This is a genomic window from Burkholderia sp. GbtcB21 (assembly GCF_019091065.1).
GTDB classification, from domain to species: Bacteria; Pseudomonadota; Gammaproteobacteria; order Burkholderiales; family Burkholderiaceae; genus Burkholderia; species Burkholderia pyrrocinia_C.
In genome coordinates this window covers 461588-475336 of sequence record NZ_JAGXKA010000001.1, presented here as the reverse complement: position 1 = coordinate 475336, position 13749 = coordinate 461588, and the positions used below count along the sequence as shown (strand labels likewise).

The window sequence follows — 13749 nt, the reverse complement described above, 5'->3', positions numbered from 1 at the left end:
AGCTGCGTGCGTTCATCGATGTGCTATGCGAGCGGGCCGGTTCGTCGGTCGTCATTCGACTGCGTCGCCTGCCTGCGGCGAATTGCGAGGCGGCGCATGATGGCGGTTCCATCCACGAAGCCATGGAGTCGCGTCATGACGGTATTTCCACGCTTCCCGTCGCGGGCCCTCGTTGCAGCCGCGTCGCTCGTTGCCGCCGTCGCGCTCGGGAGCGCGTCGGCCATCGCCCAGACCTCGACCGTGCCGGCGAGCACGGCCGCCGCGACGCCCGACAACGCGGTGCTGCTGACCGTCTTCCTGAAACACGACCAGTCGCGCCCGCTCGCCGAGCGGAATGCGCAGCTTGCGAAGCAGGGGTTCTACAAGGCTTTTCCGCCGCCGGGCGTCGAAGTGGTGAGCTGGACCGTGACGATGGGAATCGGGCAGGTCGTCGTGCTGCGGCTGCCGGCATCGCGGCTGCGCGAGGTCAATCGCGTGCTCGAGGATACGGCCTGGGGTGCATACCGGACGGAGTTCTATCCGACTTACGACTACAAGGCGATCGGGTTGGCGGAGCATGAGCGGGCGAAGTAATCGGGGGCAGCATGGTCATGAACCCGGGCGAAGAGGGAGCCCAAGTAACGGATATCAACCCGTCCCCATTCCAGAAACCCCGCGCTCGCTCGCGAATTCGTCCTCCCCCGCGCAGCCCGGCCGGGAGAAATTCCCCCAAATGCGCGGTCCGTTATTCATCAGATGAAAAAACCGCTCCGGTTCCCGGTATGATGCGCACCTTGCGTTGATCGGCCGAACGATTTTGATGCGATGTTGACGCGTCCCGCGTGCCACAAAACCCCACAATGCGGACCTGAAAGATTCTGTAATATAAATTCCGTATACTCGTAAGTTCTGATCCAGGCGCCACCTGCCTCCGTCTTCGGCCGACCGCCCACGCAGAACAACCAGATATATCGCCGCCGGGCCATCCCGCGCCGCGACTCGCTATGCACCACCACTGAACAACCTATGTCTTCCCGCCACCCTGGGTCGCCGGGCCGTGCCGCGGCGGCGATCGCCCGTGTCTCGGCGCTGGTTCGCAGCGAGCGCGTGCTGTCGCCGCTGCTCGCGTTCGGCATCGGCCTGCTGCTGATCATCGTGTTCCAGCACCTGTCGGAATCGGTCGACTACCGGTCGGTGATCCGCCAGTTGCGCCACATGTCCGTCGGCGAGTGGGGCGCGTCGCTGGCCGCGACGGCGCTCAGCTATCTCGCGCTCGTCGCCCGCGACGCGGTCGGCCTGCGTTATGTCGCCGCGAAGGTGCCGCGCGCCGCGCTGTGGATCGGCGCAATCGCCGGATCCGCGCTCGGCAATGCGACCGGCTTCGGCGCGCTGACGGGCGGCGCGGTGCGCGCGCGCGTGTACGGCGTATCGGGCGTCACGCCCGCGCAGATCGGCCGGATGACGGTGTTCACGAGCGGCACGCTGGCGCTCGCGATGGTGCTGATGACGGCGGTCGGCATGGTCTGCGTGCCGGAGGCGCTCGCCGCGATGCTGCACGTCGCGCCCGGCGTGCTCACCTGGGGCGGCGCCGCGCTGCTCGTGGTGCTGGCCGCGCTGGTCGTCATGTGCGGCAACACCGCGCGCCCGGTCGTCACGCGCTTCAAGTGGCTGTCGTTCGACGTGCCGGCACGGCGCGATCTCGTCATGCAGGTCGTCTACGCGGTGCTCGACGTCGTCGCAGCGGGCCTGACGCTGTGGGTGCTGCTGCCGGCCGCGCCGGTCGGCTTCCCGACCTTCATCACCGTGTACGCGGCCGCGCTGCTGCTCGGGATGATCGGCCATACGCCGGGCGGGATCGGCGTGTTCGAAGCCGCGATGGTGTTCACGCTCGGCCGCGAAGTGCCCGCGCACGTGATGGTCGCCGCGCTGATCGCGTATCGCGCGATCTACTTCGGCGTGCCGCTCGTGCTGTCGGCCGGCCTGCTGGCCGGTTTCGAGGGCCGCGCGCTGCGGCGCCGGCTCGTGACGCGGCAGGCCGCGCGCGTGTCGCTGCTCGCGCCGCTGTTCCTGAGCCTCGTGACGTTCGCGGTCGGCAGCATGCTGGTGATCTCGAGCGCGACGCCCGCGTTCTGGCACCGGATCGCGATCCTGCGCCACCTCGTGCCGCTGTGGGTGCTCGAAGGCTCGCAGGTGATCTGCAGCGTGCTCGGCGTCGCGCTGCTGTTCGTCGCACGCGGGCTGCTGCGCCGGCTCGACGGCGCATGGTGGATGACCTTTGCGTTGACGCTCGCGAGTCTCGCGCTGTCGCTGGCGAAGGGTCTCGCGTTCGTCGAGGCCGGCGTGCTCGGCACGCTGCTGGTGCTGCTGCTCGTCAGCCGCCGCCGCTTCAACCGCCATTCGTCGCTGCTCGCCGAGCGCTTCACGGTGAGCTGGTTCGTGTCGGTGACGATGGTGCTGATGCTGGCCGTGTGGGTGCTGTTCTTCGCGTTCCGTGACGTGCCGTACACGCGCGAGCTGTGGTCGCATTTCTCGTTCGACGCGCGTGCGCCGCGTGCGCTGCGCGCGACGCTCGCGGCCGGCGTGTTCGTCGCGCTGTTCGCGCTGTGGCAACTGCTGCGCCCGGCGCCCGGCCGTTTCGTGAAGCCCGCGCCGCAGGATCTGTTCGACGCCGAACGGATCATCCGCGCGCAGGAATGCAGCGATGCGGGCCTCGCGCTGATGGGCGACAAGTCGTTCCTGTTCTCGGAATCGCGCCAGGCGTTCCTGATGTACGCGAAGTACGGTCGTACGTGGGCCGCGCTGCACGACCCGGTCGGGCCGCGCGAAGAATGGCCGGCGCTGATCGGCAAGTTCATCGCGCTCGCGCACGCGCACAGCGGCCGCGCGGCGTTCTACCAGGTGCGCGCGAACGCGCTGCCGCTGTATCTCGACGCGGGGCTCACGCTGATGAAGCTCGGCGAGGAAGCGCATATCGCGCTCGACCAGTTCGACCTGAAGGGCTCGAACCGCTCGCACCTGCGCTACGCGCTGCGCCGCGGCGACAAGGACGCGCTGACGGTCGAGGTGATCGCGCCGGGCGACGTGCCGGTCGCGCTGCCGGCGCTGCGCGACATCTCCGACGGCTGGCTCGACAGCCGCGATGCACGCGAGAAGAGCTTCTCGGTTGCCGCGTTCCACGACGGCTATCTCGCGACGCAGTCGGTGATGCTCGTGCGGCAGGCCGACAAGCCGATCGCGTTCGTCACGTTCATGACGACCGACCTCAACACCGAGGCGACGGTTGGCGTGATGCGCCATCTGCCGGACGCGTCGCCGTACGCGATGGAGTATCTGTTTACGCAGCTCGCGCTGCATCTGAAGGAAGCGGGCTTCCGCAAGCTGAGCCTGGGCATCGCGCCGTTCTCGGGGATGGGGGCGGCGAAGATGCCGTCGCCGTGGCACCGGCTCGGACTGATGGTCTGGCGCTTCGGCGGCCGCTTCTACAACTTCCGCGGCTTGCGCGCATTCAAGAGCAAGTTCGAACCGCACTGGGAGCCGCGTTACCTCGCGGCCTCGGGCTCGGTCGGCGTGTTCGTCACGCTTGCGGATCTGTCATTGCTGGCTGGAGGTCGGCGTTCATGATGTCGAAGAAAGGTATCGCGCGGGCGGCAGCCGCCTGCGCGGGAATGATGCTGGCCGGCGCCGCGTGCGCCGCGCAGCCGGCCGCCGTGAAGGCCGAAACCGTGTCGGGCGGCCGCTACGGACCCGTCACCGTGACCAAGCCGAGCGGGCCGCTGCGCGGTTTCGTCGTGCTGTTCTCGCGTGAGGCCGGCTGGAATGCCGCCGATCAGCAGGCCGCCGATGCGCTCGCCAAGGCCGGTGCGATGACGGTCGGCGTCGATTCCGAGCGTTATGCGACGAACCTCGCCGCGAAGCAGGAGACCTGCCATCACCTCGACGGCGACGCCGAGGCGGTCAGCCACCAGCTCGAACGTCTCGCGCAGTCGTCGCGCTATTTCACACCGATCGTCGCGGGCGTGGGCCGGGGCGGCGCGATCGCGAAGCAGATCCTGGCGATGGCGCCGGAGAACACGATCGCCGGCGTCGTATCGGTCAATCCGGCGCCGAAGCTCGATCCGCGCTTCAAACCGTGCCCGCCCGATCCGACGATCGTGCGCCGCGCGATGCCGGGTTTCGTCGAAACGGCTGCAGCGGGCGACTCCACGAAGCTCGTGTCGCTGGTCACATCGCACCTGCGCGACAGCAGCAGCGGCGGCGACGAACTCGACGTGTCGGACCTGCCGCTCGTCGAGCTGCCGGCCAAGGGCGGCAGCGGCCGGCTCGCGATCGTGATCTCGGGCGACGGCGGCTGGCGCGATCTCGACAAGACGATCGCCGAGGCGCTGCAGCGCGACGGCGTGTCGGTGGTCGGCATCGACAGCCTGCGCTATTTCTGGAGCGAGAAGCCGCCCGCGCAGGTGAGCCGCGATCTCGCGCGCGTGATGCGCACGTACACGGCGCGCTGGCATGCGAACCGCGTCGCGCTGGTCGGCTATTCGTTCGGCGCCGACGTGATGCCGTTCGCGTACAACCGGCTGCCGGCCGACCTGCGCGACAAGGTCGCGGTGATGTCGCTGCTCGGCTTCGCGCCGTCCGCCGATTTCCAGATCCGCGTGACGGGCTGGCTCGGCATGCCCGCGAGCGACAACGCGCTGAAGGTCGCGCCGGAAATCGCGAAGGTGCCGCCGCAGCTCGTGCAGTGCTTCTATGGCGCGGAAGAGACGGACACGATGTGTCCGGCGCTCGCGAACACGGGCGCCGACGTGATCAAGACGCAGGGCGATCACCATTTCGGCCGCGACTACATCGCGCTCGAGAAGAAGATCCTCGGCGGGTTCGGCAAGCCGGTGGCGGCGCGCTGAATGCCGGTGCCCGCTTCGCGGCGGGCGTCGGCCGGATTGCTTCCGGTTCATCGTACGGGCGGCCAGCGTGCCGCCCGTTTCATTTTGAAGACTGCGTCGCCGTGTCCTGCGGTGGCGTTGCCGTTCTCGCATCGCGCTGATAGAAGCCCGGAAACCGGTCGAGCTGCCGCCGCGCGGCCGCGATGTCCGTGTCGTCGCCGAGCACCGCGCTCGAAAACCCCGTGCGCTCCATCAGCAGCAGCTGGTCGACCAGCACGTCGCCGGTCGCGCGCAGGTCGCCGGCGAAGCCGAAGCGCTTGCGCAGCAGGTACGCCTGGCTGTACGCACGGCCGTCGGTGAACGACGGGAACTGCAGGTCGATGCGCGCGGCCTGCGCGATCCGCGCGGCAAGCGGCGGCAGTTCCTCGTCGTTGCCGATCGTCAGCGTCGAATCGTCGTGTTCCTGCGTATCGCCCGCGTGTTCGGCCGGCGTCAGCAGCCGGATGCGTGCGTTCGTGCTTGGGTTGTCGCTGGCTGGCTTCATGCATGCTCCGCGTGGTGGCGCGCGTCGTTCGCGGCGGCCTTGAACGGTTCCGCGCCGATGCGGCGCACCGTGTCGATGAATCGCTCGCTGCGGCCGTTCGCATCGATCCGCGCGTCGAGATACGCGTTGACGATCGCGTCGACGACATCGACGATCTCGTCCGCCGAGAACGACGGGCCGATCACCTTGCCCGGCCGCGCGGGCCCGCTCGCGGTCGAGCCGTCCGACCCGCCGAGCGTCACCTGGTACCATTCCGCGCCGTCCTTGTCGACGCCGAGGATGCCGAGGTGGCCGCTGTGATGATGGCCGCACGAATTGATGCAGCCGCTGATGTGCAGGTCGATGTCGCCGACGTCGTGCAGCAGGTCGAGATCCTGGAAGCGCTCGGCGATCGCGTCGGCGATCGGGATCGAGCGCGCGTTCGCGAGCGCGCAGAAGTCGCCGCCCGGGCACGCGATCATGTCCGTCAGCAGCCCGACGTTCGCGCTGGCGAGCCCGATCGCGCGTGCGTTCTCCCACAGCAGGAACAGGTCGTCGACGTGTACCCACGGCAGCACGACGTTCTGCGTGTGCGTGACGCGCGCCTCGCCGGCCGAGAAGCGGTCGGCGAGATCGGCGAGCGCGTCGAGCTGGTCGGGCGACGCGTCGCCGGGCGCCTGCAGGCGGCGCTTGAACGACAGCGTGACGATGCGCAGCGCCGGATCGCGGTGCGCGGCGACATTGCGCGCGAGCCAGCGCGCGAATGCCGGATGGCGGCTCGCCTGAGCGGACATGTGCGCATTCACGTCGGGCAGGTCGAGCGTGCGAGGCTTGAGCCGCGGCGGCACGAACGATGCGGCGACGCGATCGAATTCGGCCTGCGCAATCGTGTGCGGGCCGCCGTCATGGTCGACGATCTGGCGGAACTCCTCCTCGACGTCGTCGATGTAGCGCTGCCCCTCGGTCTTGACGAGGATCTTGATCCGCGCCTTGTACTTGTTGTCGCGCCGCCCGTAGCGGTTGTACACGCGGACGATCGCCTCGATGTAGTTCATCACGTGCCGCCACGGCAGGAACGCGCGCAGCAGCGTCGCGATCATCGGCGTGCGGCCCATCCCGCCGCCGACGCTCACGCGAAAGCCGAGCTCGCCCGCATCGTCGCGCACGAGCTTCAGCCCGACGTCGTGCCAGTCGGTCGCCGCGCGGTCTTCGGCGGCGCCGGTGATCGCGATCTTGAACTTGCGCGGCAGGAACGCGAATTCCGGGTGCAGCGTCGTCCACTGGCGCATCACTTCGGCGAACGGGCGCGGATCGGCGATCTCGTCAGGCGCGACGCCCGCGCGCTCGTCGCACGAAATATTACGGATGCAGTTGCCGCTCGTCTGGATGCCGTGCATGTCGACGGTCGCGAGCAGGTCCATCACGTCGGCCGCCTTCGCAAGCGGAATCCAGTTGAACTGCACGTTGGTGCGCGTCGTGAAGTGCGCGCTGCGGGTCGGCAGGCGCAGCGTGCCGAGCAATGCCTGCGCGTCGCATGCTGCGCGGTAGGTGGCGTCGTCGGGCACGTCGTAGTCGCGCGCGATCCGCGCGAGCACGCGAAGCTGCGCGCTCGACAGCTCGCCGTACGGCACCGCGACGCGCAGCATCGGCGCGTGGCGTTGCACATACCAGCCGTTCTGCAGGCGCAGCGGCCGGAACGCGTCTTCGCTCAGCGTGCCGTGCTGCCAGCGTTCGAGCTGGTCGCGAAACTGGGCGGCGCGGCTCAGCACGAGCGCCCGGTCGAAATCGGTATATCGATACATGACGTGATACGCGAGAGGAGCCGCGGCGCGGCATGCGCACGGCTCGGAGGAACGTTGCGACGGATGTCGGGCAACGGAAGACAGCGTAGGGAACGCGGTGCGGCGGGACAAGCAGCAGATCGGGGCGAAAAGGGCGCAGCAGATGGCGGGCGCGGCGCCGGCGCGGCGGGCCGGGCATGCGTCGTGCATGCCCGTGGCCGGTTGATATGTCTTATGCGTCGGCGTCGACGACGAGCGCCGGATCGAGCGCGCGGATGCGCTGGTCGATGAAGTAGCCGCCGCCTTCCTGATAGCGCAGGAACAGGCGGCCGCACGCGCGGCAGCGGCTGACGTTGCAGCGGTTGTACGGGAAATGGCGCAGCGCGATCGGCGCGTCGTCCGACGCGTAGCGCGTACCGGCCGGATGATATTCCGCATAGGTCGGCTCCGCATCGCCGGGCGGCGCGAGCGTGGCTACTTCGGTCAGCTGCGTGTCCTGCAGCGACAGCGGCAGGCTCGTCCATCCGGCGAGCGAGGTCTTCGTGCACGTGCACGGCTGCGTGACGTGCGCGGCTTCGGCCGCCAGTTTCAACAGCGCGTCGTGATCGAGGTAGGGCAGTTGGCTCATGAAAAATCGTGAAGGGGCGGTGAGATTCGCAATGTAACCCGCGCGCGGATTGGCTGCATGGCCGCGACGCTGACGGCGCGTACCGTGCACACCGTGTGCGGTCAACCGCCCTTGCGAACCGACGGCTGCGCGACCAGCTCGCCGAGCACGCGGATCGCGCGCTCGATGTCGCGGCTCCACGGATGGCCGAAGTTCACGCGCACGCAGCGCTCGAAGCCGTGCGCGGCCGAAAACAGCGGCCCCGGCGCGAAGCTGATCCCGCGCGCGATCGCCTGGCGATGCAGTTCCATCGCGTCGATCGCGTCGGGGAACGCGAGCCACAGGAAATACCCGCCTTCGGGCCGCACCCACTCGACGCCGGCCGGCAGCCAGCGCCGCAGCGCGTCGTCCATCCGGTCGAGCTGCGTGTGCAGCGCGCCGCGCAGCTTGCGCAGATGGCGGTCGTAGCCGCCGTGCTCGAGATAGTTCGCGATGCCGGCCTGCGCGGGAATGCTCGCCGACAGCGTCGTCATCAGCTTGAGCCGCTGCACCTTCTCCGCGAACCGGCCGGCGGCGGCCCAGCCGATCCGGTAGCCGGGCGCGAGTGTCTTCGAGAACGAACTGCAGTGCATCACGAGGCCGTGTTGGTCGTACGCGCGCGCCGGCAGCGGATAGTCGGGGCCGAAATGCAGCTCGCCGTAGACGTCGTCCTCGATCAGCGGCACTTCGCGCGCCGCGAGCATGTCGACGAGCGCGCGCTTTTTTTCGGCGGACAGCGTGACGCCGGTCGGATTCTGGAAATTGGTCATGAACCAGCACGCTCGGATGTCGTGCCGCTCGAGCGCGTTCGCGAGCGCATCGAGATCGAGGCCCGTGCGCGGATCGACGGGAATCTCGACCGCGCGCAGGTCGAGCCGCTCGATCGCCTGCAGCGCCGCATAGAAGCCGGGCGCCTCGACGGCGACGACGTCGCCGGGCCGCGTGACGGCCATCAGGCACAGGTTCAGCGCTTCGAGCGCGCCGTTCGTGACGACGATCTCGTCGATCGGCTGCGACACGCCGGTCGCGAGATAGCGCCGCGCGATCTGCTGGCGCAGCGCCTCGTTGCCGGGCGGCAGGTCGACGACCGTGCTCCACGGGCTGACGAGCCGCGTGGCTTGCGCGAGCGACTTCGCGAGGCGCGGCAGCGGAAACAGTTGCGGCGCCGGGAACGCGGAACCGAGCGGCACGATGCCGGGCTGCGTGGCGGCATCCAGTACGGAGAACACGAGGTCGCTGATGTCGACCTTGCGCGATGCGCCGGCACGGCTCGCGCGGCGCTTCGCGGCCGGGCCTGCTCCCGGCGTTGCGCCCGGCGCGACGTAGTAGCCCGAGCGTTCGCGCGCGCGGATCAGCCCCCACTGTTCGAGCTGGTAGTACGCGCGAAACACCGTCGACTGGCTCACGCCGTGCTGCGCGATGATCTGCCGCAGCGACGGCAGGCGCGTGCCGGCCGCGAGGTTGCCGTTGCGGATGTCGTCGGCGATCGTGTGGGCGAGGGTTTCGTAGCGTTTCATCTGCGTGGACGGGGGGGGGGGCGCCGTCGCCGCGCGCGGGCCGGATTGGCGCCGCGCCGGCGGGCGCGGGTCATTGTCCGATGCGCGGCCCGAAAAGAAAAGCGCGGGCGGCATGCCCCACGTGCCGAGCGACGCGAGCGAGAAGCCGTACGACTGCAGCAGGTAGCTCGGAAGCCGCGTGATGAAGAAGCAGATCGCGAAGTTCAGGCCGGTATCGCGCTGACGGTCATTTCCGCGAGTGGGGCGAACCGACGCAATCAGCGTCGACGGCCGCAGGCAGGTATGCAACGCATGCAATGCGTCGTCATCGCGTCGTCATCGAAATGCGAACCAGTCAGCATCGGGCAACGCGCTTTCTTCTGATCATTCATCGCCCGGCTTGCCGCGTTCGTGCGCCCGCAACGATTCCGGATCGACGCGGCGCCGGGCATGTCGCATGTCTGCATGCGCGACGCCTGCCGCGTGCGGCTATTTCCAATTGCGCGCCCATATTTTTTATGGTCTTGTTGCGGGATATCGCATCGACTCGAAAAAGGATGGTCGAATGCAGCCGAGCGATTCATACGGGGTCCGCTTGATCAGGGGAATCGGCGTGCGTACGCGCGCCCGCGGAGCCGTGCGCGCGTTGTTCGTCATCCTGACACTCGGCTTGCTTGCGTCTGGCCTGCCGGCTTTCGCCGACTCTCCCGAAACCGTCAACGACAACGTGCTGCGCGTGCTGGCATGGCCCGGCTACGCGGACCGCGACGTCGTCAGCGCATTCGAGGCGCGGTTTCATGTGCGTGTCGAAGTGACGTTCGTCGATTCCGACGAAGCGCTGTGGGCGCGGATGCACGGCGCGGCGCCGCCGCCGTACGACGTGCTGGCCGCGAACACGGCCGAGATCCAGCGCTATGCGCACGAACGTCTGCTCGCGCCGATCGATCTGGCGCGCATCCCGAACCGGCAGCGGCAGTTGCCGAACTTCCGGCAACTCGCGACGATCGGCGGGCTCGTGCAGGACGGCGCGACCTACGCGATCCCGTTCACGTATTCGTCGATGGGGCTGATCTACGACCGCACGCAGGTTTCGGCCGCGCCGCGCTCGATGCGCGAGCTGTGGAATCCGCGCTACCGCGGCAAGGTGCTCGCCTTCAACAGTGCGCAGCACAATTTCTCGTTCGCGGCGCTGGCGCTCGGCTATCCCGATCCGTTCCGCCTGTCGCCCGCGCAGACGCTCGCCGTCGCGCGCAAGCTGATCGACCTGCGCCGCAACCTGCTGACGTACTACACGCTCCCCGAAGAGGCGACCGCGCTGTTCGTCCAGCATCGCGCGGCGCTGATGTTCGGCAACTACGGCACGCAGCAGGTCGAGTTGCTGCGTCGCGCCGGCGCGGACGTCGGCTACGTGATCCCGGACGAAGGCGCGCTTGCGTGGCTCGACTGCTGGGCCGTCACGCGCGGCGCGCAACATGCCGAGCTCGCGTTCGCGTGGATCAACTACATGCTCGAACCGGCGATCGGCGCGCTGCTGACCGAGCGCCAGGGGCTCGCGAACACGCTCGAGCCGCCGCCGGGCCTCGACACCGGGCACCAGCATCTCGTGTGGCTCCAGCCCGTCGAGGACATCGCGCGGCGCGAATCGCTGTGGAGCCGCATCGTGTCGGGCGATCGCCCGGAGCGGTTCGACAAATGATCCGGCTCGGGCTCACGTCGAAGCTGTCGGTGCTGTTCGCGTGCATCGGTGTGATCGCGTCCGGCACGACCGGCTATTACGCGTATCACGCGAACCGCACGATGCTCGTGCAGGAAGCGCAGCACAGCCTGCTGATGTCGACGCAGCTGCTCGGGCAGCGCTTCACGACCGCGCTGTCCGACGTTGCCGCCGATGCGCTCGTGCTCGCGCAGTTGCCGTCGTCCGCGCTCGTCGCGGGCAGCGACAATCCGGACAGCGCGCGACGCACGCGGCTCGAGCAGGTGTATTGCAGCTTCATGAGAAATCATCCGGAATACCTGCAGATTCGCCTGATCGCGAGCGGGCATTTCGGGCTCGAACACATCCGCGTCGTTCGCGACGCGCGTGGCGTCGTCGTGCTGCCGGAAAGCGAATTCCAGGAGAAAGGACAGTTCTCCTACGTATTCGATACGCTCGCGACGGAGCCCGGCCATATCTACCTGTCGCCGATCGTGATCAACCACGAGACGGGTTCGCACGCGGCCGAAGGGCTGCCGATCCTGCGCGTGGGCACGCCGGTCGTCGACACGTCGGGCCAGACGGTCGGCGCGCTGGTCGTCGACGTCGAACTGTCGCGCGTGGTCGACCGGCTCGAACGCGATCTGCCGGAAGACTATGCGGTGTATCTCGCGAACGAGTGGGGCGATTTCCTCGTGCATCCCGACCCGGCGCAGACGTTCGGCTTCGATCGCGGCCTGCGCGTGCTGATGCAGGACCGCTTTGCCGTCACGCGTACGCTGTTCGACAGCACGCGCACGAGCGTGACGCTCAATGGCCTCGAGCAGCCAGACGACGCGCCGGGGCAGATGTTCGCGTTCGCGCGCACGCCGTTCGGGCACGACAAGGGCAACCGCTTCGTCGTGCTCGGGATGGCGCGTCCGCTTGCCGACGTGCTCGCGCCGGCCGGCATGCTCGGCGAACGGATCGTCCGGATGGTGCTCGTATCGAGCCTGATGGCGGTGATTCTCGCGATCCTGTTCGCGCGCGCGATCACGCGGCCGCTGCAGGCGCTCGCGCGCGCCGCGACGCACGTGTTCGACGATCCGGCCGCCGAACGGCTGCCGGTCCGGCGTGCCGACGAGATCGGCGTGCTCGCGCGCTGTTTCGACAGCATGCGTGTCGAGATTCGCACGCAGGTCGCGATGCTGCGCGCGAAGCAGCAGGAGCTCACGCACCTTGCCGGCCACGATCCGTTGACCGAGCTGCCGAACCGCCTGCTGTTCATGGAGCATCTCGATGCCGCGATCCGGCATGCGGCTGCGGTGCACGAAGGGCTGGCCGTGATGTTCGTCGATCTCGACCGCTTCAAGCAGATCAACGACCAGCACGGGCATTCGGCCGGCGACCGCACGCTCGTCGCGGTCGCGAAGCGGTTGAGCCTCGTGCTGCGCAACGGTGACATGGTCGCGCGGCTCGGCGGCGACGAGTTCATCGTGCTGATTGCGGACGTGCGTTCACCGGCGGTGATCGGCGATGTCGCGTCGCGGATCCAGATCGTGATGGCGGAAGAACTGGAGTTCGGCGACCGGCGCTTGGCCGTCGGTGCGAGCATCGGCGTCAGCGAGTTTCCGGCCGACGGCGCATCGGCCGAGGAACTGCTCGTCAAGGCCGACGCGGCGATGTATGCGGCGAAGGCATCCGCGCAGTGCGCGTACGTGCGCTATCAGGACCTGGTCGGCGGCGGCGCTGCGCCGGACGAAGCCGGGGCCGGCCGCGTCGCATCGGGCGCCAGCCGGTGACGGCCGGCCGGTAAAACACGCGATGCAAGCGCAACGAGCCCGTCATGGACGGGCTCGTTGCATGTGCGGACTGCGCGCGGGGCGCGCAGCGGCAGGCTTAGTGGCCGAAGTAGACCGAGTCGCGCGGGCTTTGCGCCTTGGCGGCCGGTGCGCCACCCTGGACGGTCGCGGCCGGTTGCGCACCGTAGCCGGTATTGTCGTCGGCGGCGCGCACGCGGGCTTGCGCGGCCTGGATGTCGGCCGGGTAGTGCGGGCTCGACAGGCCCGGCGTGTAGCCGGCTTTTTCGAGCTGGACCAGCTCGTTGCGCAACTGGGCGCGGGTCACGGTGCTTTGGGCGAATGCGCCGAACGAGGCGGACAGGGCGACAGCGGCAACGACTGCGGAAACGAGCGATTTCATGATGACCTCCGATGTTTGTCTTGGCTTTCCGCGTTCGACACCATGTCGTAAGCGGTTGATTACATCGTAGGCGCCGGTCGATTCAGGGTAAACGTGGATTTCAGCGAAAGATCGTTGTCGCGGAGGCAATAATCCCGGGACAAATATCTCCTGTCCCCATTCAGTATTGCCGGATTTGCAAGGGCGCGGTGATACGGGCGGGCGCCCGGTGGCGACTGGCGGAGGACGGCGGAGGTGGAAATGACGCGGGCGGGCCGCGGTGCGGCCGGATCAGACGCCGTCGTCGTCGATTTCCTTGCGTTCCCGGCGTTCCTCGTTGCCGCGGCGCGCGCGCAGGCGCTGGCGCGACAGAACGGCGATCACCTGCTGGGTCGGCGCGCCGGACGGCAGTTCGTTGCGGATGCGATCGGGCACCATCGGCAGGCCCGCGCGCTGCCGGCGCAGCGCTTTTGCGATTGCCCGGCGGCACTCGTCCCCGTGGCAATCCCATTCATCGCGGATTCTCTGGCAATAACGGCATTGTTCCATCGAAATAGTCTAACGCGTCTTGGGGAACCGGGCAGTGCGCGG

At 68.4% G+C, this 13749-nt stretch carries 11 protein-coding genes; 5 read left to right on the top strand and 6 right to left on the bottom strand.

Going from position 1 to position 13749, the window contains the following annotated elements:
* Positions 1-135: 135 nt before the first annotated feature.
* The 3 genes from KVT39_RS02060 (at position 136) to KVT39_RS02050 (ending at position 4880) form a co-directional block, all read left to right on the top strand.
* Positions 136-573: a hypothetical protein gene (locus tag KVT39_RS02060; protein WP_217587460.1), complete on the top strand. Its 438-nt coding sequence runs from the start codon at positions 136-138 to the stop codon at positions 571-573.
* A 432-nt stretch (positions 574-1005) separates the two neighbouring features.
* Positions 1006-3600, top strand: a complete 2595-nt coding sequence (mprF, locus tag KVT39_RS02055; RefSeq protein WP_217587458.1) for a bifunctional lysylphosphatidylglycerol flippase/synthetase MprF — start codon at positions 1006-1008, stop codon at positions 3598-3600.
* Positions 3597-4880 carry an AcvB/VirJ family lysyl-phosphatidylglycerol hydrolase gene (locus KVT39_RS02050; protein ID WP_217587456.1) on the top strand — a complete coding sequence of 428 codons (1284 nt, stop codon included), beginning with the start codon at positions 3597-3599 and terminating at the stop codon, positions 4878-4880. Before mprF ends, KVT39_RS02050 begins: the two co-directional genes overlap by 4 nt.
* Before the next feature lie 79 nt (positions 4881-4959).
* On the opposite strand, the gene KVT39_RS02045 is transcribed toward KVT39_RS02050, so the two are convergent.
* From KVT39_RS02045 to KVT39_RS02030, 4 genes are all read right to left on the bottom strand, one after another.
* Positions 4960-5403 carry a DUF934 domain-containing protein gene (locus KVT39_RS02045; RefSeq protein WP_105391948.1) on the bottom strand — a complete coding sequence of 148 codons (444 nt, stop codon included), beginning with the start codon at positions 5401-5403 and terminating at the stop codon, positions 4960-4962.
* A complete protein-coding gene (locus KVT39_RS02040) occupies positions 5400-7184 on the bottom strand; it encodes a nitrite/sulfite reductase (protein ID WP_034180200.1) in 1785 nt (594 codons plus the stop codon). Before KVT39_RS02040 ends, KVT39_RS02045 begins: the two co-directional genes overlap by 4 nt.
* A 211-nt stretch (positions 7185-7395) precedes the next feature.
* Positions 7396-7791: a hypothetical protein gene (locus tag KVT39_RS02035; RefSeq protein ID WP_217587454.1), complete on the bottom strand. Its 396-nt coding sequence runs from the start codon at positions 7789-7791 to the stop codon at positions 7396-7398.
* A gap of 101 nt (positions 7792-7892) precedes the next feature.
* On the bottom strand, positions 7893-9326 hold the full coding sequence (locus KVT39_RS02030; RefSeq protein WP_217587934.1) for a PLP-dependent aminotransferase family protein: 1434 nt from the start codon (positions 9324-9326) through the stop codon (positions 7893-7895).
* Between the two features lie 544 nt (positions 9327-9870).
* Here KVT39_RS02030 and KVT39_RS02025 point away from each other — a divergent pair.
* Positions 9871-11001, top strand: coding sequence for a PotD/PotF family extracellular solute-binding protein (locus KVT39_RS02025; protein WP_217587452.1), 1131 nt, complete (start codon positions 9871-9873; stop codon positions 10999-11001).
* Positions 10998-12779 carry a sensor domain-containing diguanylate cyclase gene (locus KVT39_RS02020; RefSeq protein WP_217587450.1) on the top strand — a complete coding sequence of 594 codons (1782 nt, stop codon included), beginning with the start codon at positions 10998-11000 and terminating at the stop codon, positions 12777-12779. The genes KVT39_RS02025 and KVT39_RS02020 overlap by 4 nt, the downstream gene beginning before the upstream one ends.
* A gap of 97 nt (positions 12780-12876) precedes the next feature.
* Here the strand turns inward: KVT39_RS02020 and KVT39_RS02015 are convergent, their stop codons facing one another.
* Positions 12877-13179, bottom strand: a complete 303-nt coding sequence (locus KVT39_RS02015) for a DUF4148 domain-containing protein (RefSeq protein ID WP_131948915.1) — start codon at positions 13177-13179, stop codon at positions 12877-12879.
* Positions 13180-13449: 270 nt separating this feature from the next.
* Entirely contained in the window at positions 13450-13707 is a 258-nt protein-coding gene (locus KVT39_RS02010) for a hypothetical protein (protein WP_006478949.1), read from the bottom strand.
* Between the last annotated feature and the right edge of the window lie 42 nt (positions 13708-13749).